General features: G+C 53.7%; 24 protein-coding genes. 12 read left to right on the top strand and 12 right to left on the bottom strand.

Going from position 1 to position 25632, the window contains the following annotated elements; all coding sequences use genetic code 11:
- Nucleotides 1–71: 71 nt before the first annotated feature.
- The gene (locus ACIPUG_RS15810) at nt 72–1895 is read left to right on the top strand and encodes an ABC transporter ATP-binding protein (protein ID WP_400339193.1); all 1824 of its coding nucleotides are present in this window, start codon (nt 72–74) and stop codon (nt 1893–1895) included.
- Nucleotides 1895–3667, top strand: coding sequence for an ABC transporter ATP-binding protein (locus tag ACIPUG_RS15805; protein WP_400339190.1), 1773 nt, complete (start codon nt 1895–1897; stop codon nt 3665–3667). The genes ACIPUG_RS15810 and ACIPUG_RS15805 overlap by 1 nt, the downstream gene beginning before the upstream one ends.
- A 17-nt stretch (nt 3668–3684) precedes the next feature.
- Here the strand turns inward: ACIPUG_RS15805 and ACIPUG_RS15800 are convergent, their stop codons facing one another.
- Nucleotides 3685–4422, bottom strand: coding sequence for a LuxR family transcriptional regulator (locus ACIPUG_RS15800; protein WP_014914840.1), 738 nt, complete (start codon nt 4420–4422; stop codon nt 3685–3687).
- 493 nt (nt 4423–4915) lie between these two features.
- Between ACIPUG_RS15800 and ACIPUG_RS15795 the strand changes: the two genes are divergently transcribed.
- Nucleotides 4916–5530 (top strand): TetR/AcrR family transcriptional regulator, encoded by a 615-nt coding sequence (locus ACIPUG_RS15795; protein ID WP_205544045.1) that lies wholly within the window; start codon nt 4916–4918, stop codon nt 5528–5530.
- Here ACIPUG_RS15795 and ACIPUG_RS15790 read toward each other — a convergent pair.
- Genes ACIPUG_RS15790 through ACIPUG_RS15770 form a run of 5 tightly spaced genes read right to left on the bottom strand, consistent with a single transcriptional unit; the run spans nt 5508 to nt 9731 of the window.
- Nucleotides 5508–6152: a membrane integrity-associated transporter subunit PqiC gene (locus tag ACIPUG_RS15790; RefSeq protein ID WP_400339186.1), complete on the bottom strand. Its 645-nt coding sequence runs from the start codon at nt 6150–6152 to the stop codon at nt 5508–5510. The genes ACIPUG_RS15795 and ACIPUG_RS15790 overlap by 23 nt on opposite strands.
- Nucleotides 6149–7795, bottom strand: a complete 1647-nt coding sequence (locus ACIPUG_RS15785) for an intermembrane transport protein PqiB (protein WP_400339184.1) — start codon at nt 7793–7795, stop codon at nt 6149–6151. The genes ACIPUG_RS15790 and ACIPUG_RS15785 overlap by 4 nt, the downstream gene beginning before the upstream one ends.
- On the bottom strand, nt 7792–8409 hold the full coding sequence (locus ACIPUG_RS15780; protein ID WP_205531794.1) for a paraquat-inducible protein A: 618 nt from the start codon (nt 8407–8409) through the stop codon (nt 7792–7794). Before ACIPUG_RS15780 ends, ACIPUG_RS15785 begins: the two co-directional genes overlap by 4 nt.
- On the bottom strand, nt 8399–9034 hold the full coding sequence (locus ACIPUG_RS15775) for a paraquat-inducible protein A (protein ID WP_205623814.1): 636 nt from the start codon (nt 9032–9034) through the stop codon (nt 8399–8401). The genes ACIPUG_RS15780 and ACIPUG_RS15775 overlap by 11 nt, the downstream gene beginning before the upstream one ends.
- A gap of 34 nt (nt 9035–9068) precedes the next feature.
- Complete coding sequence (locus ACIPUG_RS15770) at nt 9069–9731, bottom strand: DUF3313 domain-containing protein (RefSeq protein ID WP_320695694.1); 663 nt, start codon at nt 9729–9731, stop codon at nt 9069–9071.
- A gap of 544 nt (nt 9732–10275) precedes the next feature.
- Between ACIPUG_RS15770 and ACIPUG_RS15765 the strand changes: the two genes are divergently transcribed.
- Nucleotides 10276–11247, top strand: coding sequence for a chemotaxis protein (locus ACIPUG_RS15765; protein WP_039468449.1), 972 nt, complete (start codon nt 10276–10278; stop codon nt 11245–11247).
- Nucleotides 11248–11406: 159 nt separating this feature from the next.
- On the opposite strand, the gene ACIPUG_RS15760 is transcribed toward ACIPUG_RS15765, so the two are convergent.
- Nucleotides 11407–13596: a TonB-dependent siderophore receptor gene (locus ACIPUG_RS15760; protein WP_400339182.1), complete on the bottom strand. Its 2190-nt coding sequence runs from the start codon at nt 13594–13596 to the stop codon at nt 11407–11409.
- Between the two features lie 182 nt (nt 13597–13778).
- The gene (locus ACIPUG_RS15755) at nt 13779–15065 is read right to left on the bottom strand and encodes a TetR family transcriptional regulator (protein ID WP_400339180.1); all 1287 of its coding nucleotides are present in this window, start codon (nt 15063–15065) and stop codon (nt 13779–13781) included.
- Nucleotides 15066–15158: 93 nt separating this feature from the next.
- Here ACIPUG_RS15755 and ACIPUG_RS15750 point away from each other — a divergent pair, with 93 nt between their 5' ends.
- The gene (locus tag ACIPUG_RS15750) at nt 15159–16403 is read left to right on the top strand and encodes a multidrug effflux MFS transporter (RefSeq protein WP_400339178.1); all 1245 of its coding nucleotides are present in this window, start codon (nt 15159–15161) and stop codon (nt 16401–16403) included.
- Nucleotides 16404–16462: 59 nt separating this feature from the next.
- Here the strand turns inward: ACIPUG_RS15750 and yghU are convergent, their stop codons facing one another.
- Entirely contained in the window at nt 16463–17302 is an 840-nt protein-coding gene (gene yghU / locus ACIPUG_RS15745) for a glutathione-dependent disulfide-bond oxidoreductase (protein WP_010284408.1), read from the bottom strand.
- A 164-nt stretch (nt 17303–17466) separates the two neighbouring features.
- Nucleotides 17467–18078 carry an NAD(P)-dependent oxidoreductase gene (locus tag ACIPUG_RS15740; RefSeq protein WP_039516062.1) on the bottom strand — a complete coding sequence of 204 codons (612 nt, stop codon included), beginning with the start codon at nt 18076–18078 and terminating at the stop codon, nt 17467–17469.
- Nucleotides 18079–18180: 102 nt separating this feature from the next.
- Between ACIPUG_RS15740 and ACIPUG_RS15735 the strand changes: the two genes are divergently transcribed.
- Nucleotides 18181–18621 (top strand): winged helix-turn-helix transcriptional regulator, encoded by a 441-nt coding sequence (locus tag ACIPUG_RS15735; RefSeq protein WP_400339175.1) that lies wholly within the window; start codon nt 18181–18183, stop codon nt 18619–18621.
- A 365-nt stretch (nt 18622–18986) separates the two neighbouring features.
- The gene (locus ACIPUG_RS15730) at nt 18987–19289 is read left to right on the top strand and encodes a helix-turn-helix domain-containing protein (protein ID WP_010284412.1); all 303 of its coding nucleotides are present in this window, start codon (nt 18987–18989) and stop codon (nt 19287–19289) included.
- A 37-nt stretch (nt 19290–19326) separates the two neighbouring features.
- Here ACIPUG_RS15730 and ACIPUG_RS15725 read toward each other — a convergent pair whose 3' ends face one another.
- On the bottom strand, nt 19327–20331 hold the full coding sequence (locus ACIPUG_RS15725; protein ID WP_400339171.1) for a threonine/serine dehydratase: 1005 nt from the start codon (nt 20329–20331) through the stop codon (nt 19327–19329).
- A gap of 52 nt (nt 20332–20383) precedes the next feature.
- On the opposite strand from ACIPUG_RS15725, the gene ACIPUG_RS15720 reads away from it, so the two are divergent.
- Complete coding sequence (locus ACIPUG_RS15720; RefSeq protein WP_014914858.1) at nt 20384–20734, top strand: helix-turn-helix transcriptional regulator; 351 nt, start codon at nt 20384–20386, stop codon at nt 20732–20734.
- An 11-nt stretch (nt 20735–20745) separates the two neighbouring features.
- Here the strand turns inward: ACIPUG_RS15720 and ACIPUG_RS15715 are convergent, their stop codons facing one another.
- Nucleotides 20746–22005, bottom strand: coding sequence for an MFS transporter (locus ACIPUG_RS15715; RefSeq protein WP_400339169.1), 1260 nt, complete (start codon nt 22003–22005; stop codon nt 20746–20748).
- 66 nt (nt 22006–22071) lie between these two features.
- Here ACIPUG_RS15715 and ACIPUG_RS15710 point away from each other — a divergent pair, with 66 nt between their 5' ends.
- The 4 genes from ACIPUG_RS15710 (at nt 22072) to ACIPUG_RS15695 (ending at nt 25540) form a co-directional block, all read left to right on the top strand.
- Entirely contained in the window at nt 22072–22527 is a 456-nt protein-coding gene (locus ACIPUG_RS15710) for a helix-turn-helix domain-containing protein (protein ID WP_349908155.1), read from the top strand.
- A 213-nt stretch (nt 22528–22740) separates the two neighbouring features.
- On the top strand, nt 22741–24177 hold the full coding sequence (locus ACIPUG_RS15705) for a glycoside hydrolase family 1 protein (RefSeq protein WP_400339166.1): 1437 nt from the start codon (nt 22741–22743) through the stop codon (nt 24175–24177).
- A gap of 161 nt (nt 24178–24338) precedes the next feature.
- Entirely contained in the window at nt 24339–24821 is a 483-nt protein-coding gene (locus ACIPUG_RS15700; RefSeq protein ID WP_010284438.1) for a cold-shock protein, read from the top strand.
- Nucleotides 24822–25000: 179 nt separating this feature from the next.
- Nucleotides 25001–25540, top strand: coding sequence for a DUF2058 domain-containing protein (locus ACIPUG_RS15695; RefSeq protein ID WP_268198545.1), 540 nt, complete (start codon nt 25001–25003; stop codon nt 25538–25540).
- Nucleotides 25541–25632: the final 92 nt, after the last annotated feature.

Here is a 25632-nt window from a genome sequence, read left to right as displayed (position 1 = left end):
TTGCCGCCGTCGAGTTGATTTGCTTGCGTTACGGGTAAGCGACTGTGCGGGAAGGAGAAAAGAGAACAACTATGCCACATTCCGCTGTTGAGGGCGGTTCATCCGCTGCCACGCCGCCTTCTACGCCACAGAACCGAGCCTGGCACATTATGCACCCCGTAAGAGGGCAAATTCGTCTGGCGATGTGCCTGTCGGGGCTGTCGGTTCTGGCTGGCATCGCATTTCTGCTTTTTCTGGCGTGGAGTATCCAACTGCTGATCGTGCAATCCGCGTCATGGCCGCTGTTGACCATGGTCGGAGCGTTGCTGTGCCTGTGCGCCAGCTATCTGCTGCGTCTGCTGGCTTTTAATCAGTCTCACTACGCCGCGTTTCGGCTGGAAAATCAGATTCGCAGCGCGCTGGCGGAGCAGCTGGCGCGGATCCCGCTGGGTGAGGTGCAGCGTCTGGGCACCGGTTCGCTGGCGAAGATCGTGCAGGATGATGTCAAAGCGCTTCACCTGTTTGTAGCGGACAGCACGCCGCTCTATGCCCGCGCCTTTGTGGCACCGCTGTGCACGGGAGCGTTACTGTTCTGGCTGGACTGGCGTTTAGCACTGGCCGCCTTGCTAGTGCTGGTCATCGGTGCCGTGGTGCTGATGCTGGCGATGCGCAATGCCGGCGAGATGAACCAGCGCTATAACCACGCGCGGGAAGAAGTCAGTACCGCCGTGATCGAATTTGTGCAGGCGATGCCGGTGGTGCGCACCTTCGATACCGGCGCGTCAACGTTTGGGCGCTATCAGCAGGCGCTGGAAAATTATCTGGACGTGCTTACGCGCTGGTATCAGCAGGCGGGGTTCTCGGCGCGTTTCTCCTTCGCGGTGCTTAACCCGCTTCCAACGCTGCTGGTGCTGTGCTGGGTGGCATACGGTTTCTATTACGCCGGCGAGCTGGACTTCAGCCTGTGGGTCGCGGTGCTGCTGCTCGGTAATGGCATGGCAGAAGCGGTTATGCCGATGATGGCGCTGAACCATATGGTAGCGAAAACCCGATTGAGCATCAGCCGGATTCAGGACGTGCTGGCGCTATCGCCGCTGCCGGAAACGGAAAGCGATGCCTTGCCTGCCGATGCCAGCGTGAGCTTTGAACAGGTGAGTTTCCGCTACGACCAGCACGCGAGCGACTGGGTACTGGAGGACGTTAGTTTTCAGGTGCCAGCCGGATCGGTTACGGCGCTGGTAGGGGCGTCTGGCGCAGGGAAAACCACCGTGGCGCGGCTCATTCCCCGCTTTTGGGATGTGACGGTCGGGCGCATTTTGATTGGCGGCGTTGATATCCGGCAGATGAAAACCGCCACGCTCATGCAGCAGGTGTCGTTTGTTTTTCAGGAATCCTTCCTGTTTGCGGACACCATCGCTAATAACATCCGGCTCGGCTTGCCGGAAAAAAGCATGGAAGAGGTGATTGCTGCCGCGACGGCGGCACAGGCGCACGATTTTATCATGGCGTTGCCGCAGGGTTACGACACGCTGGCGGGTGAGCGCGGCCAGTTCCTGTCCGGTGGACAGCGCCAGCGTATCGCCATCGCGCGGGCGCTGTTGCATAACCGGCCGATTCTGGTGCTGGACGAACCGACGGCCTTTGCCGACCCGGAAAACGAGGCGGCGCTGCTGGCGGCGCTCGGCGTCCTGATGCGGGGTAAAACGGTCATCATGGTGGCGCACCGCCTGTCGACGATCCGCGATGCTGACCAGATCGTGGTTTTCGACCGTGGACGGTTGAGCGAGTCTGGTCGTCATGACGTGCTGCTGGTCGCACAAGGTCGCTATAGCGAACTGTGGCGACACTATGAGCAGGCGCAGAACTGGGCGCTAGGTAACGCACCGAGCAACGGACAGTCAGGAGAGCGCGCGTGATGAACAAAAACCATACCGTCATAACGACGCAGTTATTCGCATGGTGGCACACGTATCGTCAATTGGAGCGGGTGACGGGTTCACAATCTCGACTGTTCCGTCGGTGTTGCGTAAGCCTGCTGGCAGCGGCTGTTGCGCAGGGGTTAGCGCTGGCGTGCCTGTTTCCGCTGCTGTCGGCGTTCACCCACGCGGCGGCTTCCCACGAGATAGCGATCTGGCTGGGACTGATGACATTTCTGAGTCTGCTGACGCTGGTGCTGCGCTGGTATGGCCAAGGGTTTGAATATCGCGGGCAGCTTGCGGCGGCAACCCATGAACTGCGTATGCGTCTGGGGGAACAGCTGCGGAATATGCCGCTAACCACGCTCCAGTCCGCGCGGGCGGGGGATATCAACGCGCTGCTGCTGGGCAGCGTGGATGAGAACCTGAACTATATGCTGGCGATAGTAAACCAGCTGCTGCTGGCTATCGTGACGCCCGTCATGATAGCGCTCGTCATGCTGATGGTGGAGTGGCGATTGGGCGTGAGTCTGTTGCTGATCTTTCCCGCCATCGTGCTGCTTTATCGCTGGCGGCGACCGGCATTTGCGCGCACGATGCAGGCGCTGGCGGAGGCGAATCAGCAAACCAGCGCCGATATTGTGGAATATGTGCAGGGGCTCGCCGTTCTAAGAACCAGCTGTCAGCAGGCTGAACGTACATCGGCGCTGCGCCAGCGTTTTCAGCATCTACAGCAGATACAAACGTCAGCTCACCGCAGCGGTGTCAAACCCGGTGCGGTGGTTGCCAGTGTCGTGGAGTTAGGTCTTCAGGGCGTACTGATTCTGGGTATCAGTGGCGTTGTGGTGGGCGCGTGGGATATAGCTATCGTCGCCGCGATGATGGTGATTGTGGTTCGCTTCTCTGAACCGCTGGCGACGTTTGTCAGCTATACGGCCGTGCTGGAATTGATTAATACGGCGCTGCACCGCATTGACGATCTGCTGGCGATTGAACCGCTTCCTGTACATCGACCTGTCGACGTGCCGCTGACGTATGCGATTACGTTCGAGCAGGTGAGTTTTCGCTATGCCAATGAGGCTGAGGCGGTGCTCGATAGCGTGGACATCGCGCTGCCGGAGAAGGGGATGACGGCGTTGGTTGGGCCGTCGGGCTCGGGGAAAACGACGATAACGCGACTGCTCATGCGCCATGCGGATCCGCAACGCGGACGCGTGTGTATCGGGGGCGTGGATATTCGGCACATGCCAACGCGTGAAGTAAATCGGCTGATTTCCGTGGTGTTTCAGGATGTCTATCTGTTTGATGATTCAGTGCTGGCAAACATTCGGATGGCCCGCCCGGATGCCAGCGACGCAGAGGTCGAGCGGGCTGCCGAGGCTGCCCAGTGTCTGGACTTTATTCAGCGGCTGCCGCAGGGATGGCAAACGCGGCTGGGCGATATTGGCGGCAGATTATCCGGCGGCGAACGGCAGCGTATTTCGATTGCGCGAGCCTTATTGAAGGACGCGCCGATTGTGATTCTGGACGAACCGACGGCGGCGTTGGATACCGAAAGCGAGCTCGCCGTACAGCGGGCGATTGACAAGCTGGTTCAGGACAAAACGGTTATTGTCATCGCGCATCGGCTATCGACAATTGTGGGCGCACATCGAATTCTGGTTGTCGAGAATGGGGGGATTTCCCAGCAGGGAACGCATAGCGAATTACTGCGTGTTGAAGGCCGTTATCGCGCGCTGTGGCACGCGCAACAGTCTATCTCACTAAGGTGAAATAGACTTGATAATGATTATAACGGTTCAGGCTTGATAAGCTGTAATTCTACGCCCAGTCTGATGGCGTGTTTGGCATTCAGCACGCCCAGTTTTTTTACCACATTACCAATATGGAATTTCACGGTGCTGATTTTGATATCCAGAATCAGCGCAATTTCCGGGTAAGTTTTTCCCATGCTGGCCCAGTACAGAATTTCGTTTTCGCGCTGGGAGAAAATCTCTTTGTCACCTTGCTTTTTGCTTTGAGGGCTTTGCGTCATCTCTTTGTAAAGCGTGGTAATTTTCTCATGAACGGCAATCAGCAGCATTTGCAGTTTGTCTTTGTTTTCCTCAACAATATTTTCCATATCCGTTGGCGCGTGCTCTTCAAACATAATCGATAACGCTGCCAGATTATTATTGTTGTCATGCAAGACAAAGGTGTAGCCATTAACAATATCGTACTCTTTTGACAGATTAAAAATCTTGGAGAACTTCAGCTTAGAGTTAATAACGATGTTGTCTTCCCAGGAGAACGGCGAAACTTTATTTATCGCCGTCAAAATAACCGGATCAATATGCTGATAGTTATTCTCTTTATAGGTATTAACCCATTCCTGCGGGTAATTTGAGATGATCACAACCTGAGAGGGGTTCTTCTTGTTCATGATCATGTAGGCGTATTTCAGGTCGCCATACTGCTTTAATTTTCGGCCGAGATAGCTTTTTATCGTGTTATTGATAATTTCATTGTCAGAGCAAAATACAGACATGTAACGGCCTCAATAAAAGCAAGAAAGTACCCATGATATAGATGGCATCCTAAAAGTATAGTGCTGACCTATACCTAAGTCTAACTACTGTTACCCCATGATATCACTTATAATTTTTTCATGAACAGGACAATTTATAAAAAATTTAAGAAAGTAAATTTTAAAAAAATTGTTACAAATTGATTTGCCAACCCAGGGAATTACCCATAATTTTGTTCCTGTTCTGTCTACTGAATTTAGGGTGTGTGGTATCAAGCCACACGCCCTAAAAACAGGGATCCCGTCATTCGGAGCTGGATAGTAAATAATCCGTTTTCGCTTATCAACCCCCGTCGTCCTTTGCTGTTCATCGTCATGCCTTTCTTGTTCTTCTCCCGCTGTTACAGGCTGCAATGCTGCGTTATGTAAAGAGGCGGCGGCGAGGCTAATGTTTTGATAATATTGCTATATCGAATCCTATTTTGCTCGTCAGCATCGGCTGGCAGGAGTGGTGATGAAAGTCCGCACTAAGGCTCGCCGTGAGGCCATCGTTAAAACGGCGGCGCAGCTTTTTCAGGAAATGGGCTATGAACGCGCCACCATGAATGAGCTGGCGAAGCGGGTCGGCGGTTCCAAGGCGACGCTGTATGGCTATTTTTCAACCAAAGAAGAGCTGTTTACGGCTGTCGTTCGCGAACATGCGACGATGCATCTGTCCGAAGCCACGGCGGAGCTGATGACGGACACGCTGGCAGCCGAAACGCTGGACGTGCAGCTGACGCGCTTCGGCGAACGCATTCTCTACGTGTTGACCAACGATAGTAGTGCGATGGCGATTTATCGGATGGTGGTGGCAGAGGCCGGGCATTCCGATATTGGTTCGCTGTTTTATGATTCTGGCCCGAAAGAGAACGTCGATAAACTTTCCGAACTGATGGCGGCTGCGATAGCACGGCAGGAACTGAAGCCGGGAAACCCACGTTTGCGGGCGCTACAGTTTTTGGCGCTGCTGACGGCAGAAATCGATGATCGTATTTTCCACCGTCATTTACGGCCAATAAGCCTCGAGCGTATCCGCGAGATCGTCGGGGATGCGGTCAGTATGTTTATGGCCGGCGCGGCGGCGTAAGGCAGGTGCCTTGGCGATCCGGCATCCAGCGGGTCGCCGTTGCGGCGATCTGCTCCGCTAGCCGAGCGATGATCTGCTGCTGAGCGTGCAGCATGGCGGTATCACTGCCCACCGCCTGCTCGGTAAACTGGCTGCGACAGATCAATCGTGCGCGCCCATTTTCTTCTCCAACGGCGCTAAGGCTCCAGTCGGCGTCGAACGCCACCGATTGACCGGGCCAGCTATCAAATCGCCGAACCTGAAGGTGAATTCTGACCACCGGCGTGTCTGCCGAACGCACCAAGCCTGAAACATCCTTCGTGTTGAGACGCTGCGTCAGATCGGCGGAAAGCGCGGTACGGATTTCTTCATTTAGCGGGCTGAGCCAACGCTCGTTATCCAGCACGACAGCACCGCTATCCCCCTGTCGAATAACGATCTGCGACGTATCAAGCTGTGCCGGGACGCCAACAGGCAGCACATCGATGAAAAAGGGTGCCGCGTGCGTTGTGTTTGCCATAAAGGATAAGGTCGCAACGGGCGAGGCGGGCGTCAGCAGCGTGTGGTAACGCACCGGAGGCGACGAGCAGGCGCTCAGCAACGCAATAACGGTAAGCGATAAGAGTGGTGCCACTCGTTTCATCTTGAAGATCCTTCTCGGGAAAGGGGATCGCGGTTCAATGCCGCCGACGAGGCATCACTTGGTCGCCCTTGTAGCAGCGACTCCGGATGACGGTCAATCTGCTCGGCCAGGCTGCGCAGGGCGCGTAAGGTGCGCTGAATTTCCTGTAGTGACTGCGTGATGCTCAGTTGTAGCGGCGAATCCTCTTCCAGAACATCCTGTGCGCGGCGTGTGGCCTGCTGCATGTTTTGCATCAACCGATTGGCCTCCGGCAATGTCTGCCCGTTAACCTGTCGCAGCGCTTTATTGGCTTCTACCAGCGTAGTGTTCATGTTGCGGCCGATCGCATCCAGCGGCAGGCTATCGATCTTGCCGATGATACTCGCCATCTGCGTTTGTAATCGGTCAAATCCCCCATCGACGGTGGGCAGCACTAACGGGCGGGCGTTGAGATCAAACGGTGTCTTTGCCGCATCGGGCACAAAATCAAGTGAGATATAGAGCTGTCCGGTCAGCAAATTGCTCGGTGCCACCTGTGCACGCAGGCCATGTTCAACCAGATCGCGCGTAAACTCAGCCGTTTGCTGTTCGAGCGACGTCGCCTGTTTAGGTAACTTATCCAGCACGTTGCCGAGACGGTTAGGAAACACGTCAATGCTGACGACGGTTGGAAAGCGGTAGCCCGTTTTGCTGTAATCCAGCTCAATGGCGGTCACATGGCCGATTTTGACGCTGGAGAATTCCACGGGTGCGCCGATCTCCAGACCGTGCAGCGAACGGTCAAAGCGGAGTTTGAAGCGGGTAGGCGGGCCATCCGGTGGTGACAGGGCAGATTCCCGATCGCTCGCCAGCTTGTAGGTGGTCAGCGGTTCCGGTCGGGCAATGGCGTTGTCCAGATCGGGCGTGGAAAATGCGATGCCGCCGGCCATGATGGCCGCGAGGGTTTGTGTTCTGAGACGAAAACCGTTGGCGTCTACCGAGAGATCGACTCCGCTGGCATTCCAGAAGCGGGTATTTGGCGTAACAAAGCGGTCGTAGGGCGCATCAATGAAAACCTGAAGCTGGACGCTGCGGCCATCGCGATTCAACTGGTAAGACGCGACGCGGCCGACGGGGATGCGGCGGTAGTAAACCGGCGAACCGTTATCCAGCGATCCGAGATCGTCCGCCTGAATGATAAAACGGCTGCCCGGCATGCCGTTAATCACCGCAGGTGGCGACTCTAAACCGATAAAGCGAGTTTTTTCCTGAGTCGATTCGCCTTTATCGGCCCCGATATAAGCGCCGGAAAGCAGGGTATCAATCCCCGTCACGCCGTTGATGGCGACGCGTGGACGAACCACCCAAAAACGGCTATCGGCATGCGCCAGATTTTCCGCATTTTTATTGAGCTGTACCGTGACGAGAACCTGCTGACTGTCCTGACTCAGCGAGATGTCTTTTACACTGCCTACCACGACGTCTTTATATTTGACGACGGTGCGGCCCGCCTCAAGACCGCTTGCGCTCTGAAAGGAAATCACGATTTCCGGCCCGGTGTCCGACCAGGTGTGAATCAGCATGGCAAGCCCCGTTAGCATGGCGAGCGCCGGTACCAGCCAGATTAATGCGATTCGCCAGCGTTGGCGGATAATCACCGGCTCGCCGGGTTGTTCGTGGATCATTTCTTGTCACCTTTCCAGATAAGACGCGGGTCATAGCTCATGGCAGATAGCATGGTCAGTATCACCACCAGCCCAAAAAAAAGAATGCCGCTGCGAGGTTCCGCTTCACTCAGCGGCGGAAATCTGACGAGCGCAGAGACGGCGGCAATGACGACGACATCCAGCATGGACCAGTAACCCACCCATTCCGTTAGCCGATACAGCGCTGCACGCTCGGCCATCGCTTTACTGCTTTTTTGGCGAGACATGACGAGCAGCAGGCCGAGAATCAGAAATTTCATACAGGGGATGACAATGCTGGCGGTAAAGATCAGCAGGGCGATGCCGTAATCGCCGCTGTGCCAGAAATCCATCACGCCGCTTAGGATGGTGCTTTCGCTCCCCAGCCCGAACAGGCGGGTATACATCACGGGCAACACGTTAGCGGGAATATAAAAAATCAGGGCGGCGACCAGTAACGCGCAAGAGAACGTGGTGCTGTCTTTGTGGGAAGACGTCAGCCGCGACCGGCAGCGTGGGCAGCGCGCCGCGTCGTGCGTGTCGGTATCATGCTGGCAGACGAGCCCGCATACCGGACAGGCAACCAACGGCTGGGCGGATGGATTACTTTTCATGGTTGACCACGCTGCGGTTTCTGTCCGTGGGCATCAGCGACCACAGCGGGCGCAGATCCAGACTGTTGACGACAACGAGCAGCAGCATCAGCGCCGCCAACGCCCAGCAGCCCGCTCCCGGCATGACCTGCATAAAGCCGGAGAGCTTGATGGCGGCGATCAGAAAGCCCAGCGTCGCAATCTCCAGCATGCTCCAGGGACGAAGCCACAGCAGTATCTTCATCACGGGAACAAAACCGGGCGCACAGCGGCCTTGGTTGGCGAACATCAGTACCCAACCGGTCAGCATGATTTGCAGAAACGGGGCAATAATCAGGAGAAAAAAACAGCCTATCGCCAGCGGCAAGGTCGCCCCGTTAGCCAATGCGAGCGCCGCTTGCCACAGCGTGGCCGTATTCTGTAGCGCATGGAAACTAACGCGCAGTACCGGATAGCTATTGGCGATAAAAAACAGGATGGCCGCCGTTTGTATCAGCGCCAGCCGATGCCCGATATTCATCCAGCCTGAACGATAAAGTGTGGCCTGACAGCGTGTGCAGCGTGCCGCCTCACCGGGATTTAACGCCCGGTAATGATGCACGCTGTCGCAGTGCGGACAGATAATTAAGTGGGGATAGATTGTCATCATGCTGTTCCGCACCGTTATAGTCGCTTTTCGCTTACTTCAGCATGTCCGCCAGTTCTTCAGCGGCTTTATCGATACCGACTTCCGCAGCACTCAGTGCGCCCACGCTGGCGCTGACATTCATGGCGTTCGGATACTGCTTCGCGACATAGGCATTGAGCAGTTTGTTGGTCGTCGCATCATAAATTTCAACGGCATAGTTCACGGATCCGTTGAGCAGACCTTCTTTGCCACGGATGGACTGCACGATGTTGTAGGGCCCGCCAGCCAGGTCGAATTTGGTAAACGTACCGGCAACCGGCGTCGTGGTATCGGCACCCGTCAGCGTCAGTTTCAGCCGCAATGTGCCGGGGGCAGGCGAGGTCACTTCGTTGAAACGAGAACGCAAGGTTTTACTGAACGTATCCTGCATATAGGCGGCCAGCGACTGCTTGTCCTGCTGTGACATGTCCTTGAACTGGTTATCGCTGCCCTGATAAATGCTGACCGGGTCGATGATGATGTGAGTGTATTGCTTCCAGTCGACAGGCGTAGTGTAGCGGTAAGGAATGCGATCCGCGTGCTCACCTGAGTTTTGCGCCAATTGCGAAGACGATGCGATGCCGCTGTAGCGCACGGGGGGATTGCTCGCGCAGCCCGTGAGTACGACAGCCAGAGCCAATACGGTAGGACGTGCAACCCGGGATAATGTGAACATATGAGAATCCTGTAAAGAGAACCGCGAAAATAGCGTGATAACACGCAGCCTTAGCCACACGACGCCCAGTCACGCCAGCCGCTTAGGTGTCAGAGCACCTTCACCGTTGCTATGCGTAAATGTCGGCATGCGTACTTTTTATAAAACTGAACTGTACGGTATGTTTTTAGTTTTTTCTGACTGCGGTGTCAAGAGAGGTGAGAGGTTTTCTTCTCAGGCAACATTTCTGTCACGATTTGGGATAAGGTGTTGGCAAATTCTGCCGATATTAATGATTCAGGGAATGCTATCTGCACCTTAAGGATGCTAGCCGACTGTTATACTGAAGAGGGCTGATATCCCGTCTACTGGTCCGATGATTTGCATCGTTGGATGATAAGGTTGACACACTTAATAAATATTTACGTTTGACGCTGGATAAGATTGAAGAACACGACTATCACGTACAGTGGAGCGGTCGGATGTTGGTTCCTGTTTGCTCACATCTCGAATGTTGCCTTGTTACGGTATACCTATAATGACAATGACTCGCACTGAGGAAAGCATGGATAATTTTCAAAAAGAAATTGATGAGAGAACAAACCTCACCTCTGCTAATAAATTTGAACTCTTATTATTCCAGCTGGGCAAATCACCTGAAGGTGGCAAATCTGAGCTGTTTGGCATCAACGTGTTTAAACTGCGTGAAATAGTGCCGATGCCTACGCTGACCAAAGCGGCTGGCATGAAATCGCCTATGCTGGGTATGGTCAACATTCGTGGACAAATCATTCCCGTTATCGATCTTCCTGCCGTCGTCGGCAGTTCATCAGAAACCGGTCTGAACATTCTCCTCATCACTGAGTATGCTCGTAGTACGCAGGCATTCGCCGTGGAGTCAGTCGACGATATCGTTCGTCTGGAATGGAGTCAGGTTCTGGCCGCTGAAGCGGGCGTGAGCAGCTCCTATATCACCAGTATTGCGCGTCTTGATAACGATAAAGACAGCAACCGTCTGGCGCTGGTGCTGGATGTTGAACAGATTCTGTTTGATATCATTCCTGGCGATCGCGAAACCAAGCTCAAGAACGCAGAAGAGAAAATTTACCCTTATACGCCAGGTGCGATTGCGATTGTGGCGGAAGATTCCAAAGTCGCTCGTTCGCTGCTTGAGCAGGGGCTAACCCAGATGGGCATTCCGTTTAGTATGCACATCACCGGACAGGATGCCTGGAACAAGATTCGTGAAATTGCCCAAGAAGCGCAGTCAGAAGGACGACCCATTTCGGACAAGATCTCAATGGTTCTGACCGATTTGGAAATGCCGGAAATGGACGGCTTTACGCTGACAAGAAATATCAAGCGTGAAGAATATCTGAAGAATATTCCTGTCGTGATTCACTCTTCACTGTCCGGTAGCGCGAACGAAGACCACGTACGCAACGTGGGTGCAGATGCTTACGTCGCGAAATTCGAGATCAATGAACTGTCGACGGCGATTCAGACCGTGCTGAATAAAGTGAAAGTCCGCCGCTAGTTAGTCAAGCGCACGTATTACCCTATTCGGCCTTTGCCTCCTCCTTGGCGGGAGAGGGCAGAGGCCGATTTTTTTAGTCGCTAGTTATCTGAATAGCGTGCTTTCTGGCTCCTGAATACGCCAAACCAGAAAGGTGTCGCTGTCAGAAAAATATGACTATCAGAATGAGGTGGTGACCCCCGCATAGTAGGCACGTCCCGGCTCATTGTAGGTAGACGCGCCTTTCGCCTCGCGATAAATCTGCTTATCAAACAGGTTACTGATACCTGCATTGACGCGCAGGTTCTTGTTGAACTGATAGTTCACTCCCACGCCCGCAACGGAGTAGCTGCCGATTTCGCGCGAAGAAAGCCCACCAGCCTGGCTCTCTATATGGTTCGTCGCGTACTGACGCGGTTTTTGTTTGCCGTACATCGTCCAACTGACGTTGGCAGACAGCTTGTCCGTAGCCTGCCAGTCCAGCATCGTATTGACGGTGTATTTCGGGATGATCGACAGCGGATTGCCGGTATCTTTATTTTTCGATTCAATCATATAGGTGGCGTTGGTGCTCCAGTCCAGCGTGTCGTCAATCACCGGCACCAGCAGGTTGGCTTCCAGCCCTTCTACCAGCGCTTTACCGCCATTTTCCCAACGCAAGATCGCCGCATTTGACTGCGTCAGCCCAAGAATATCGGTACCGGAAACAATCTTGTTTTTATAGTCATTGCGGAAGTAGGTCACACCTGCCTGCCAGCCGGCATGTTTGAACTCCAGCCCGACTTCTTTGTTGACGCTGATCTCGGGATCCAGATTGTCATTGCCCGCCAGATAGCAGCCGCCGCCGTTATTATAATCTACGCCGAACGGGCAGCCGTTACCGCGTGAATAAAGCAAATAACCGGTAGAGGATTGGTAAAGATTTGGTGCTTTAAAGGCGCGCGCGATGCCCGCTTTCACGCTGAACATCTCGCCCAGTTCCTGTTGGATGTTCAGGCTGGGGCTGTAATTACCGCCGAATTTATCGTGATAATCGAAGCGCAGGCCGGGAATCACTTTGGTGCCGGGTACGACTTCGATGTTGTCTTCAAAATAGAGCGCACTGAGTTCGGCGCTGTTTTTGCTGCTGCGCTGAGAAGGGTTGACTGATGTACCGGGAATGGTGTCGCGGCTGTCTCCTGGGTAGCTGCTGGCGGAGGGATCGTTTAACTGCTCCCGATTCCACTCTGCGCCCAGTGTAAGCGTTTGCTCGGCCCAAAGCTCAAGTGGAATATTCAACTCACTATTAATACGCAGATTTTTTAAGCGGCTGGTGCTGTAGCGATCGCTATTAATTGATCCTTCAAAACGGCCATACAATCCTTCGTCAAGCCGGGTGTTATTCGTTTGATCGTAAGCGATGCCCAGCTTGGATTGCCCCCAATCCCAAATTCCATTGTGGGTGATGGCATAATTCTGGCGATACAGTCGGTTGGTTTCAGCCCCGCTTTTTGCCAGACTTTCGGGGATGACCCCTCCGCCGCTGAACTGCGTATCGCCGGTATAGATATTGCCCTGACGGCTATAGCCCGCTTCAATATCAACGATCTGCTGTGGTGAGAGTTTCCAGGACAGTAGTGTATTGAGGTCTTTATTGCGCACGCCTTCACGGCCGGCCGCGGCAGAACCGTTCTGGTTACGGTTGATATCCCAACTGTCAGAATCGGTTTTATTGATATTGCCATATAGGCGCATGGTGAGCGCATCACCGGCCAGCGGGCCGCTCAGGTTGATATTGGCGCGACGTGTGGCACCTTCTTTGCTGTTTTCTGGCTGATTGCCGTACAGCGAGAGTGAGCCAGTCCAGACGTTGGACGGACGCTTGGTGATGATATTCACCACACCGCCAGCCGCACCGGAACCGTAGCGTGCCGCCGCCGGGCCACGGATGACCTCAATGCGTTCCACTTCTTCTACCGGTACCCAGTTCGTATCGCCTCGGGTATCCCGCTCGCCGTCCCAGGCGTAGCGAACCGCGTTACGCGAGGTCACCGGACGACCATCAATAAGAATCAGCGTATTTTCCGGCCCCATTCCGCGCAGGTCGATCTGGCGGTTGTTGCCTCTGGCCCCGGTGGCGCTATTACCTGTGAGATTCACGCCCGGCATCTTACGGATAATGTCGGAGAGATCGTTAACGGGCGGTGCTTTTTTAATATCGTCCGCCGTGATGATCGATACCCCTGGCTGCTGTTTTAATTCCTGCTCGGCGGTGGCCTTGACGGTCATCACATCCTCGTCGGCGGCCTGCGCCGTGCCTAAGTGTGCGCCAAGTAGCCCGGCAACGATTAGTGCCAGTGGTTTTATGGTATGGAATTGCGGTTTGTGCATTTTTTATTTTTCATCCCTAACGACGCGCATATGTACGAATGCAAACGAGAGTTATTTGCGTTTGATAGTTTGATAAAAAATAGTACATATGTACAGTTTTTATTGTGAAGGGCAGATAGAGAGAAAAGGAAATCGACAATCATTGAGGGGTAAACGGCTTTCCCGCGAGAAAACCGTATGGTTTAGCGGAAGGCGTTATACAGCGCAGAAACCGACTGATAAACCAGATCGCGCGGCAGCGTGCGCTCGTGTTTTTCCAGCAGCGCGCGGATGAAAAAGCCGTTCATCAGTGTACCCAACGGCAGCGCGGCGCTGTCGGGAGCGACCACTTTGATGATGGCGACAACGGTGTTAGACCATTCGAGTGCGATAGGGCGCAAGGAAGGACGTGAAATAGCGGCGGTAAAGAGCTCGTACTCACGCGCCAGATCGTCGATATTTTCGATGCCGCGCATGACAAAATCGGTCAGGATATCACGCGGGTCGTCGTGGCGACGCTGGTGAAACCAGCTAAACATATCATCGCGAAACAGCGCAATTGCACTGCTCATCACGGCATTTAGCATGTCGTCCAGGCTATTAAAATGGTAGGTGGTCGACCCTAACGGCACGTGGGCTTCATTTGCGACAGCGCGGTGCGTTAAAGCGCTAATGCCGTCACGTTTGATGATGTTTGTGGCCGTTTCGACAATATGTGCCGCACGGGAATGCACCGCTTCCAACCCTGTACCGCTCGGCGTGACGCCTTTCTCAGCCAGCCAGGCGATCGCCTGTTCGGAGATCGTTTCTCCTGTGGGGATGAAAGATGTTTCTTGCTGATAAGTGGTGATGGATGACGGTGGCACCGCGCAATGAGCCGTGGTGGCACGTGCGGTCAGCGTACTGACACTATCGTCCGGCTGGAATAAGGATTTGGCATCATCGATCATCGTCTGCCGTTCCTCGCGATCCAGCGCCACGAAGCCCAGTCCCTGCAACAGAAAAACGCCTTCTGTGGCGAGAAACGCGAGGCGGATGCGCCGCATGGTCGGCGTAGCGTCACGTAACCGATCCAGTCGGGTGCGGTAAAATTCCCGCACGGGCTCCAGCATAGCAGGGGAGTGAACCAGCGCGGTAAGCAGACCCACCGCGCGCGATGTTGTCTCGTCTTCTTCCTGACCTATCGCTGTAATGTGGCCCAACACATCGGCGTGAGGCTGGTTGGCGTAGCGTGCGGTTTGCTGCTGCGCCTCCTGTTCAAAACGCGCCAGCTCACGCGACAGCATGGCCATGATCAACTGGTCTTTACTTGGGAAGCTGTAAACCAGTCCACCTTTACTTATGTCAGCTTCGGCGGCAACGGCATCTAGCGTAAAACGATGCACGCCATCGCGCAGCAGCACTTGTTCCGCAGCGTCCAGAATCCGATCGTTTCCAATGGTTTTTTTGCGCGCCATCACATTGCCTTGTATTTTCGACTGGTCAGTCATATATTGCGCTCAGCAATACGCATCTTATCCGATTCGCACTCCCTTTGCTGTCGGTTATTCATGATTGAGTGGTCCATTTTTGAGGTGTTATCGATGTCTGATTCGTCTTTACTGGCGTCGCGCAGTTTTATTCTCATCGGCATTTTAGGCATTCTGTGTGCGTTTGATGCCATGTCGATTGATATGTATCTCCCGGCTTTCCCTGCGATCCAGCAGGATATCGGAGCGGACGCGGCAGGAATGCAGACCTCTCTGTCGGTCTTTTTGATCGGGCTAGCGCTTGGTCAACTGGTCTATGGTCCGTTGACCGATCGCTATGGTCGAAAAGGACCGCTGCTGCTGGGCATTGTGCTGTTTTCCGTGTCTTCCTTGCTGATCGCCCATGCTTCCACGCTATCGTGGTTTGTCTTTTTCCGCCTGATGCAAGGTCTCGGGGGGGCCGCCGGATTAGTGATTCCGCGTGCCATCGTGGCGGATTTGTACTCGGAGCGCGATGCGGCAAAAGTGTTCTCGCTGCTCATGCAGGTGATGGCGATAGCGCCGATTGTCGCACCGCCGTTGGGCAGCCTGCTGCTTGGCTCGCTGGGGTGGTCAGCCATTTTCTGGGTACTGACGGTTGTCGGCATGTTGATGTTGTTTGCCACCTGGCGCTGGGTACCGGAAAGCCTGCCGCGGCGTGACCGCGTCGCCGGCGGCACGTTGTCAGCGTTAACCGGCTTTGCCGCACTATTGCGGCAGAGAAAATTCATGGGCTATACGCTGTCCGGTTCTTTTGTGATGGGTGGCCTGTTTACCTATATTGGCGCGTCTGCCTTCATCTTTATTGAATACTTTCACCTGTCGCCCACGACGTACAGCTACATTTTTGCGTCGAATGCGCTGGGTATGGTGGCGCTGGGACAAATTAATATCTTTCTGCTGAATCGCTGGCGTGAATATCAAATCTTGCCGATTGGGATAGCCCTGCATGTTGCGGGAGGGTTGGTGTTATCCGGCGTACTGCTGGCTGGCATTGCATCGCTGTGGATTGTCACGGCATTGTTATTCCTGACCATGAGCTTCCTGAGTCTGGTATTCGGCAATGTGGTGGCGGTGGCGATGAATGCGGCACCGGGTCAGACCGGTTCGGCTTCCTCGCTGCTCGGCGTATTGCAGTATGTTTTTGGCGGGGTAGCCGGCGTGATTATGGGGGTTGTACATGACGGCACGTTACTGCCGCCAGTGATGCTATTAACCGTCTGTGCGATAGGCGCATTGCTGAGTGGGTGGTATGCCTCACGACAGGCGGGTGTCGATAGTATGGAAGAAACATTGACCGATCGTCGCGCGCCGGAATAGGGAAGGGCGCTGAAGACAAAGTAGAATGCCGCCTGCATTGATTGGCAGGCGGCAGAAGATTAATCCAGATCGGATGCCTGATGGCGTTCGGCGACCTGCTCAGACTCTTCACCCCAGGTACGGTTGACCTTGCGACCGCGAATTACCGCTGGACGGGCGGCAATTTCGTCAGCCCAACGAATCACATGCTCATATTCGTGTACGGACAGGAACTCTCCGGCGGAGTAAAGCGCGTTCTGTACCAGCCCGCCGTACCACGGCCAGACGGCAATATCGGCAATGGTGTAGCTGTCGCCGGCCAGATAGCGGTTCTCTGCCAGTTGGCGGTTGAGCACATCCAACTGACGCTTGGTTTCCATTGTGAAACGGTTGATCGGGTATTCAAATTTTTCCGGCGCGTAGGCGTAGAAATGGCCGAATCCACCGCCAACGTAAGGGGCGGAACCCATCTGCCAGAAGAGCCAGTTCAGGGTTTCCGTGCGCGTGGCGAGGTCATTCGGCAGCAGCGCACCAAATTTCTCGGCCAGATATACCAGAATGGAGCCGGACTCAAACACGCGAATTGGTTTCTCGCCGCTTTGATCAAGCAGCGCCGGGATTTTGGAGTTCGGATTGACGTCGACAAACCCGCTGGAGAACTGATCTCCATCGCCTATTTTAATCAGCCAGGCATCGTACTCTGCACCTGAATGGCCCAGCGCCAGCAGCTCTTCCAGCATGATTGTCACTTTCACGCCGTTTGGCGTTGCCAGCGAATAAAGCTGAAGCGGATGTTTGCCAACGGGCAGCGCTTTTTCGTGCGTTGGGCCAGCTATCGGACGGTTAATATTGGCAAAAGCACCGCCGGAAGAGGCCGGCTGCCAGACTTTTGGCGGCACATACGTTGGGGAGGTAGCCATTCAAAAACTCCTTATGCATGAAAAGAGAGCGAGTTAAGTCAATACCATAACAAACTCATGCATTTTGCTGATACCGTTCTGTGCTATCTCTACTACATATTGATATAACGCGAGATCCGCACATTGCTGAGGGAAGAAATCAATGTACGGATCGCCATCAAGGTTTAATAGCCGACGGTAAAGCGTTGACGAGAGTGTGCCGGATTTTCAATTTCATCAACCAGCGCGACAGCGTAGTCCTCAAAGGAGATGCTGCTGCCTTGATCATTACTCAGCAGCGTGTCCTTGCCGAGACGGAAAGTACCTGTGCGCTGGCCCGGAACAAACTCGGCGGACGGTGAGAGGAATGACCAATCGAGATCTTTTTCCTGCTTTAACAAGTCGAGGAAAGCTGCACCACGGGAGGCTTCAGGGCGGTAAGCATCAGGGAAGTCCGGCTGATCGATCAGACGCTGACCCGGCGCAATTTCCAGACTCCCCGCGCCGCCGACGACCAGATAGCGTGTTACACCTGCGGTTTTAACGGCAGCAATCAGAATTGCTGGATCGGACGAACCAAATTTAACGGCGCTGACCACCGCATCATGCCCTTTAAATAAGGCGACCAGAGCGTCCTTGTCCAGTGCGTCTCCTTGTTTAGCCGTTACGTTCGGCAGCGAGGCAATCTTTTCTGGATGGCGCGCGATGGCGGTGACCGTATGCCCACGGTCTGATAATTCTTTAAGAATGCGTGAACCAGCATCGCCTGAGGCACCAATGAGTGCGATATGTGACATGTAGACTCCTTATTTTCTTTTTTTGGGACTAAGTAACAAAAATAGACTATAGAGAATCTGGATGGTACATTGCCGGCTTTTCTCCGACAAGAAGTCACCGGCATGCAACCAGGTCACACAGAAATGACTAATGACACACTCCTCACTGACACGGTTAACCCAAAAACGTCGCCGGCGGAAAGCCTCGACGATTCCGCGTTTGATCATCCTTGTCCGATCCGTGATGTGTTGGATCGCATCGGCGATCGGTGGAGTCTGTTAATACTGGAAGCGCTGGCGCAAAATACGCTGCGTTTTAACGAATTAAATCGCCATATCGACGATATTTCGCGTCAAATGCTGTCACGTACGTTAAAACGGCTAGAGACGGATGGGTTTATTCATCGGACGATTTATGCAGAAGTTCCCCCGCGCGTGGAATACACGCTGACGCCACTCGGGCATTCCTTTTTGCAGCCTATGCAGTTGTTGATTCAGTGGGCCGATAAGAACCATGCGGAAATCTGCCGCTCCCGCCGTCAGGCCAGACAGCGCGATGCCTAAACGGCTAATTGACGCTAATCAATAGGTCCCACCACGCTCTAAATACCACCTCATCGTGCGACCTTGTTCGCACGAGGCCAGCATGTCATTTCACTTGCATCGTAAATCTGGAATACCGCTTCGGCTTCTTTAGTTATGTCGGTGCATGTCGTTTTATACCACGTCATTATTCACATTATTGCTTTTAACCTATATAGCATTTGAGCTATATTAGAGGTGGCACTGTGTGGAAAATTGAAACGACGGACGTGTTTGATAGCTGGTTAAGTCCGGCAATGAAAAGCGCTTTTATGATGAGATGATTCCGCTTGCCGATCGGGAATTCACAAAGTATCTGAAAAAATCAGAGAAGAGAGGGTAATGCTATGGGCAGAACGCTGGAACAGCTTCTTGCGGATGAAAAACCAGACGTTGTCGTTGAGGCTCACGCTATAGCGGCAGACATGTTACTCAATATTCATCTCGCCGAACTGCGTGAGAGGGTGCAAAAAACGCAAGTGGAAATGGCGCAGGTGCTTGGATTAAAACAGCCAACCATTGCGGGAATGGAGAAACCCGGCCGCGATTTGAAACTTTCCACACTCAAACGCTATGTTGAGGCGACCGGCAGTAAACTGCGCCTTGATGTTGAACTGCCGGACGGTTCTCACTACGGGTTCACGCTGTAACGTCTTATTCTGTATGGCCGAAAAGACGATGTTTGTCCTATTTGTCCGCGCGGATTTTCGCGTCATTAAGCAGCGTGAGATAGCGTTGGCTTGAGATGTTCCTGCCGGTGATGACGCAGACGGTTTTGCGTCCGCCAATCTCTTTCGCGTAGCGAATGGCTCCCGCGATAGCGGGCACCCCTGAAGGCTCGACGACATGGCGATGCAGATCGAGCATTGACAGCATCGCAGCTTTGATTTCGTCTTCAGAGACGGTGAGCACACGATCGACGCGATCGCGAACCAGCGGCCAGGTCATCGCGCTGGGCTCTATATAGCCACTCACGCCCTCGGCGATGGAGGAGGCCAGATCGACGTGAATTGCTTCACCCGTTTCTTTCCAGCGGGCGAACGTTGGGCTCGCTTCACTTTGTATACCCCATACTTCGATAGCGGGATTGATTGCTTTGGCCGCTGTCGCAATTCCGGAGATGAGCCCGCCACCGCCGATGTTTACCAGAATAATCTCTGCATCCATCCAGTCTTCCATGATTTCAAGACCGACAGTGCCACCGCCTGCAATCATATGCGGGTTGTCGTAGGCAGAAACGAAGGTGGCACCTGACTGGTGCGCAGCGGCGATAGCCGCTTGCCTCGCTTCTTCGATGTCATCAAAGAACGTAATACGTGCGCCACAGTCTTTCATGGCTGCGACTTTCATTGGATCTGCCGCGCGTGGCAAAAAGATGGTTACGGGGATGCCTGCGACCTGTCCGGCATAGGCGAGCCCTAATCCATGATTTCCTGCCGTGGGGGCAATAACGCCAGCACGGCGCTGTTCTGCATCCAGATTGGCAAGAACGTTTGCCGCACCACGCAGCTTAAAGCTACCGGTCTGCTGGAGGTTTTCCATTTTGAGTCGGATTTCGGCACCGACAAGGGCGGATAGCGGCGGCGAAGGATCCAGCGGTGTCCTGCTTATTGTTCCCTTGATCTGCTGAGCGGCGGCGTAAATATCTTTCAACGTTACAGAGTCGGTTGCCCTTTGGTGTTCGCTTGTCATAGTATTTCCCTATCAACTGTATATGGAAATGACTATATAGGTATTTGGCTATATGAACAAGCATGTGGCGACAACGGCCGATTTGCTGCGAGCGCTCGGCAATGAGCAACGACTCATCATTCTGGAATGGCTGGCCGATCCCCGCGCGCACTTCCCGGAACAGCAGGACGGGGATCTGGTTAACGATGGGGTCTGTGTCGGTTTTATCACCGAGAAGATCGGCCTGAGCCAGCCAACTGTCACCGGTCATCTTCAATATCTTTCGAAAGCCGGAATTGTCACATCGAAGCGCATAAAAAACTGGGTGTTCTACAAGCTCGTCCCTGAGCGTTTAGAGGAGGCAACCTCGGTATTGTCTGAGCTTGCAAAGGTCGCCTCTCGTCAACATAAACCGTCAGAATAGGCCGTTAGCCGTCATCGCTTCGCCTGAGACTTAGCTGAGTGAGCCCGCGCAGCCCAGCTTGGCAGATGGGTGAAGGCAAGGACGACAAGTACGATACCGCCAGCCAAAAAGAAGGTCAGCTGCATGCCATGTGCGAGAGAAGTGGGGGCGGCATGGGCAAAATCTTCCGTACCGACACCCAAAGCGAAAATCTGTCCCATGAGCGATGCTCCGACGATCAGCCCAATATTGCGCGACAGGTTAAGCAGGCCAGAGATCGTACCGCGCTGATTTCCGGGAACCTGGGCAAGGGTGGCGGTGTTGTTTGCCGCCTGAAAGAGCTGATAACCCGGCGTCAGGACAATAATGGCAAGGATATAACCCGTGACGCCAAGCATTGTTGGCAAGATCGCCAGCATAAAGGTGCCAGCAATCACGAGGGTGAGTCCGGCGATGAGTGCCCGTCCAAATCCCCAGCTATCGACCAGTCGCCCTGACGGAATGCCGCAGAAAATCGCAATAGCAGGGCCAATGGCCATAACCACCCCCACCAACGTTTCCTTCAAACCCAGACCCTGACCAAGGTAGTAGGGGCCGACGATTAGCGTCGTCATCATGATGGCGGCGACGGCGGCATTGATCGTGAGGTTCGGCAACAGCGTCGTGTTCCGCAGCGGCAATCCTCCTGATAATGCAGCCTTTTCCTTCACCGGCGTGGCTGGCAGTAGGGTAAAAGCCATGAACAACACGATCGTGACCAGTGGGATCTGTATCCAGAACAGGCTACGCCATCCTGCTATCGCAAGCAGGAAGCCGCCGACAGAAGGGCCAAGCGCGGTACCCAGTGCGGATACCGTTCCCAATATTCCCATCGCTCGCCCGACATGCTTCTCCCCAGCCGTCTGTCTCAGCAGTGCCATGCCGAGCGTCATCAGGAAGGCTGCACCGATCCCCTGAAATGCTCTTGCCGCGATAAGTTGCCATAGCTGGGGGGCAATGGCGCACAGCAGCGACGCGATGGCGAAGAGCCCAAGACCTGCAATGAAAACGGGTTTCAGCCCATAGCGATCGCCAAGGCGACCCGCGATCACAACCGAAAGCGCCATGGCTGCAAGATAGGCGATGACAACGGCCTGCACCTGCGCGAAGGGCGCAGAAAATACGGCTGTCAGCGTCGGAAGGGCAATATTGGCAATGCTTGTTCCCAGCGAGGCCGACAGTATTGCGAGTGCCAGTGTGATGGTGACCCCCGATTTGGCGTGCTCTGGTTCGCCCGGTTGGTTAATTGTCATTTTTTATCCTTGTCAGAATGTGGGTTCCAGAGCATGCTACAAATTCAAGTCGACTTGAGGTCAAGCATGAAATTTCTGGATATAGGCGAAATCGCGGAGAAGAGTGGAATTAAGCCTTCGGCGCTGCGTTATTACGAGGAAATTGGGCTAATTGCTTCGGTGTCCCGACATGGGCTTCGGCGGCAGTTTCCTGCCGACGTGCTGCTGCAGCTCAGGTTGATTACGATGGGGAAATCGGCGGGGTTCTCACTGCAAGAAATCGCTGGCATGTTTAACAAGGATGGGATGCCGGACTTGCCCCGCACTGCGCTGCATCAGAAGGCCGACGACATCGATCGGCAAATCCATGAGCTGACGATATTGCGCGACACGCTGCGGCACGTCGCCGACTGTTCTGCGCCATCGCATATGGAGTGTCCGACGTTCAGGAAACTCGTGGAGACCACGCATCGAAAGAGCCAGATGCGCGATCAAGCGAGCAAGTCAGCCACGCGAAAAGCGCCTCAAAAAACGAAAAAATAACCTGCAATTCCGCTGTCTGGGGCCAGTTTTTCTACGCCGCCAGACCCGCTTGCACCGGATATGCAACCGGTTCCTTATTTCTGTTCATGCCCTCTCTTTTCCTCTAGAATTTCCGCCATTCGGGTCGTGCTGAATCAAAGCAACGTCAGGCAGAACCACGACATTAAAGAATCATCTTCGATAAATAATCAGCATTGATAAAGGATAAGTGCCATGAGCGAAAGATTTCCGCACGGCTTTATGTGGGGCGGGGCCACCGCAGCGAATCAGGTCGAAGGAGCCTACAATATCGACGGCAAAGGACTGTCGATTGTGGACGCAATTCCCGGCGGTAAAGCGCGTTTAAATATCGTGGCTTCCGATGCGTTTGACTTCACGCTGGATGAGCAGCGCTACACCTATCCTAACCATAAAGGCATCGATCACTACCATCGCTTCCGTGAAGATATTGCGCTGTTTGCCGAGATGGGCTTCAAATGCTATCGCTTTTCTATTGCCTGGACGCGCATCTACCCGAACGGCGTTGAGCAGCAGCCCAACGAAGCGGGGCTGCATCATTACGAACAGGTGATTGATACCTGCATCGCCCACGGCATTGAGCCCGTGATTACGATCTCTCACTATGAGATGCCGCTGCACCTTGCCACCGTCTTTGGCGGCTGGAAAAACCGTGAATTAATCGGTCACTTCGAGCGCTTTGCCCGCACGGTGCTGGAGCGCTTCGGCCACAGGGTGAAGTACTGGATGACCTTTAACGAGATCAACAGCGCTGCCCACTTCCCGATCATGAGTCAGGGGCTGACGGTGCAGACCGGTGCGCTGGATCCACAGGCGAAATTCCAGGCATGGCATAACCAGTTTGTCGCCAGCAGTCTGGCGGTGAAAATTGCGCATGAGACCCATCCGCAGATCCAGATCGGCTGCATGATCCTGTTTGCCACTAACTACGCCTATGACTGTAACCCCATCAATCAGCTGGCGGCGCTGAAAGAGACGCAGTCATTTAACTTTTACTGTGCGGACGTGCAGGCGGGCGGGAAATATCCCTACTACGCGAAAAGTCTGTGGCAGTCGCTGGGCGTCACGCTGGATATTCAGCCGGGAGATCTGGAGCTGATTAAGCAGCACACCGTCGACTATATCGGCTTCAGTTATTACATGTCTTCCACCACCTACAAAACTGACCCAGATGCGGCAACTGCCCACGGTAACCTGCTGGGCGGGGCGCGTAATCCGTTCCTGGAAGCCAGCGAGTGGGGATGGGAAATTGATCCGGTGGGGCTGCGAATTGCGCTCAACCAACTGTATGACCGCTATGAAAAACCGCTGTTTATCGTCGAAAACGGTCTGGGGGCGGTGGATAAACCGGATGAAGAACACTACATCGCTGACGACTATCGCATCAACTATTTGCGTCAGCACATCGAAGCAATGGCAGACGCGATTGCCGACGGCGTTGAGCTGATGGGATATACCCCGTGGGGCTGCATCGATCTGGTCAGCATGTCTACCGGCGAGATGAGCAAACGCTACGGCTTTATCTATGTCGAACTGGATGACACGATTTCCGGCAGCGGCAACCGCTATAAGAAGAAATCGTTCCACTGGTATCAGAAAGTGATTGCCACCAACGGTGGTGATATCAGCTAAATGAAGACTTCCCGATGCTGAGGGAATCGGCATCGGGAATGTTTTTTCGCAGACCAGAAATTTATCGTCCAGACTTAACCCAAAGACGTAGTCTGCGCAGGCATTGTGCTTTACACTGCGCGCTGCAAAAACTGAGCAGATAAACGATTAAGTAGGCGACAATGGCGATGAACGGAACGATCACAACCTGGTTTAAAGATAAAGGTTTTGGATTTATCAAAGATGAAAACGGCGATAACCGTTATTTTCATGTGATTAAGGTCGCCAATCCTGATCTGATTAAGAAAGATGCGGAGGTCACTTTCGAACCCACCACGAATAACAAGGGGTTGTCAGCTTATGCTGTGAAAGTGGTGCCGGAAAGCAAATACATCTATATTGCGGGTGAGCGCCTTAAGCTCACGTCGATTAAGTCTTATCTGGTTTACAGCGAAGAAGTGCCCGCCGACACCGGCATTGATAAAGAAAATGTGGTGCTGTCTGTGGGGATACTGATGAATAGTATCAGGCCGAAATCAACCGCTAAGCCGGGTGAAATGCGCTCGCTGAAAAAACTGGCGATCACCACCTTTCAGGGAACGACGTTAATCTTCTCGGAAGATGAGATAGACATCGATGCCACGGCGAAACTGCTCAAGGTCTGACATCATTCGGACTGATCCTGTGCCGAAATCTCTGCGCCACTCATAAGCAGAATTTCGGCATTGCTTCTGCTAGCTCCCTCCAAATGCACTCCACTCCGCGATCGCGTCCTGCAACCTGGTGCAGCCTCAAAAATTACAGGTATAATCCCACATATTATTTAACGGGTTTAGGAACGAAGATGACAAAGCTCACCTTACAAGAGCAGATGCTAAAAGCGGGATTAGTGACCAGCAAAAAAATGGCCAAAGTCCAAAGAACGGCGAAGAAATCACGCGTTCAGGCTCGTGAAGCAAGAGAGGCTGTGGAAGAAAATAAAAAAGCACAGCTTGAGCGTGATAAACAGCTAAGCGAACAACAAAAACAAGCTGTTTTATCTAAAGAGTATAAAGCTCAGGTGAAGCAGCTTATTGAAATGAACAGAATCAATATTGCAAAAGGCGATATTGGTTTTAACTTCACAGATAATAATTTAATTAAAAAAATAACTGTGGATAAGCTGACTCAGTCTCAGCTGATTAGCGGTCGCCTCGCCATTGCTCGTTTGGTGATTGATAGCAGCGGCGAGAGTGAATACGCAATTATTCCCGCGATCGTAGCCGATAAAATTGCGCAGCGAGATGCGAGCAGTATTGTATTAAATAGTGCGCTGAGTCAGGAAGAGCAAGACGAAGACGATCCGTACGCTGATTTTAAAGTGCCTGATGATTTGATGTGGTAATTAACGTTTTACCGATGCGTATATAGATGAAAAGCCCTTGCGGGCTTTTCATTAAGGCTTATGTATCGCTTAACTCGGGCTGAACTCGCTTC

This window comes from Pectobacterium sp. CHL-2024 (assembly GCF_044751765.1).
Lineage (GTDB): Bacteria > Pseudomonadota > Gammaproteobacteria > Enterobacterales > Enterobacteriaceae > Pectobacterium > Pectobacterium brasiliense.
This window is presented reverse-complemented; position numbering and strand designations above follow the sequence as displayed.

Coding starts and splice junctions, on each gene's coding strand:
- ACIPUG_RS15810 (WP_400339193.1), top strand. CDS start 72: ATGCCACATTCCGCTGTTGAGGGCGGTTCATCCGCTGCCACGCCGCCT.
- ACIPUG_RS15805 (WP_400339190.1), top strand. CDS start 1,895: ATGAACAAAAACCATACCGTCATAACGACGCAGTTATTCGCATGGTGG.
- ACIPUG_RS15800 (WP_014914840.1), bottom strand. CDS start 4,422: ATGTCTGTATTTTGCTCTGACAATGAAATTATCAATAACACGATAAAA.
- ACIPUG_RS15795 (WP_205544045.1), top strand. CDS start 4,916: ATGAAAGTCCGCACTAAGGCTCGCCGTGAGGCCATCGTTAAAACGGCG.
- ACIPUG_RS15790 (WP_400339186.1), bottom strand. CDS start 6,152: ATGAAACGAGTGGCACCACTCTTATCGCTTACCGTTATTGCGTTGCTG.
- ACIPUG_RS15785 (WP_400339184.1), bottom strand. CDS start 7,795: ATGATCCACGAACAACCCGGCGAGCCGGTGATTATCCGCCAACGCTGG.
- ACIPUG_RS15780 (WP_205531794.1), bottom strand. CDS start 8,409: ATGAAAAGTAATCCATCCGCCCAGCCGTTGGTTGCCTGTCCGGTATGC.
- ACIPUG_RS15775 (WP_205623814.1), bottom strand. CDS start 9,034: ATGACAATCTATCCCCACTTAATTATCTGTCCGCACTGCGACAGCGTG.
- ACIPUG_RS15770 (WP_320695694.1), bottom strand. CDS start 9,731: ATGTTCACATTATCCCGGGTTGCACGTCCTACCGTATTGGCTCTGGCT.
- ACIPUG_RS15765 (WP_039468449.1), top strand. CDS start 10,276: ATGGATAATTTTCAAAAAGAAATTGATGAGAGAACAAACCTCACCTCT.
- ACIPUG_RS15760 (WP_400339182.1), bottom strand. CDS start 13,596: ATGCACAAACCGCAATTCCATACCATAAAACCACTGGCACTAATCGTT.
- ACIPUG_RS15755 (WP_400339180.1), bottom strand. CDS start 15,065: ATGACTGACCAGTCGAAAATACAAGGCAATGTGATGGCGCGCAAAAAA.
- ACIPUG_RS15750 (WP_400339178.1), top strand. CDS start 15,159: ATGTCTGATTCGTCTTTACTGGCGTCGCGCAGTTTTATTCTCATCGGC.
- yghU (WP_010284408.1), bottom strand. CDS start 17,302: ATGGCTACCTCCCCAACGTATGTGCCGCCAAAAGTCTGGCAGCCGGCC.
- ACIPUG_RS15740 (WP_039516062.1), bottom strand. CDS start 18,078: ATGTCACATATCGCACTCATTGGTGCCTCAGGCGATGCTGGTTCACGC.
- ACIPUG_RS15735 (WP_400339175.1), top strand. CDS start 18,181: ATGCAACCAGGTCACACAGAAATGACTAATGACACACTCCTCACTGAC.
- ACIPUG_RS15730 (WP_010284412.1), top strand. CDS start 18,987: ATGGGCAGAACGCTGGAACAGCTTCTTGCGGATGAAAAACCAGACGTT.
- ACIPUG_RS15725 (WP_400339171.1), bottom strand. CDS start 20,331: ATGACAAGCGAACACCAAAGGGCAACCGACTCTGTAACGTTGAAAGAT.
- ACIPUG_RS15720 (WP_014914858.1), top strand. CDS start 20,384: ATGAACAAGCATGTGGCGACAACGGCCGATTTGCTGCGAGCGCTCGGC.
- ACIPUG_RS15715 (WP_400339169.1), bottom strand. CDS start 22,005: ATGACAATTAACCAACCGGGCGAACCAGAGCACGCCAAATCGGGGGTC.
- ACIPUG_RS15710 (WP_349908155.1), top strand. CDS start 22,072: ATGAAATTTCTGGATATAGGCGAAATCGCGGAGAAGAGTGGAATTAAG.
- ACIPUG_RS15705 (WP_400339166.1), top strand. CDS start 22,741: ATGAGCGAAAGATTTCCGCACGGCTTTATGTGGGGCGGGGCCACCGCA.
- ACIPUG_RS15700 (WP_010284438.1), top strand. CDS start 24,339: ATGGCGATGAACGGAACGATCACAACCTGGTTTAAAGATAAAGGTTTT.
- ACIPUG_RS15695 (WP_268198545.1), top strand. CDS start 25,001: ATGACAAAGCTCACCTTACAAGAGCAGATGCTAAAAGCGGGATTAGTG.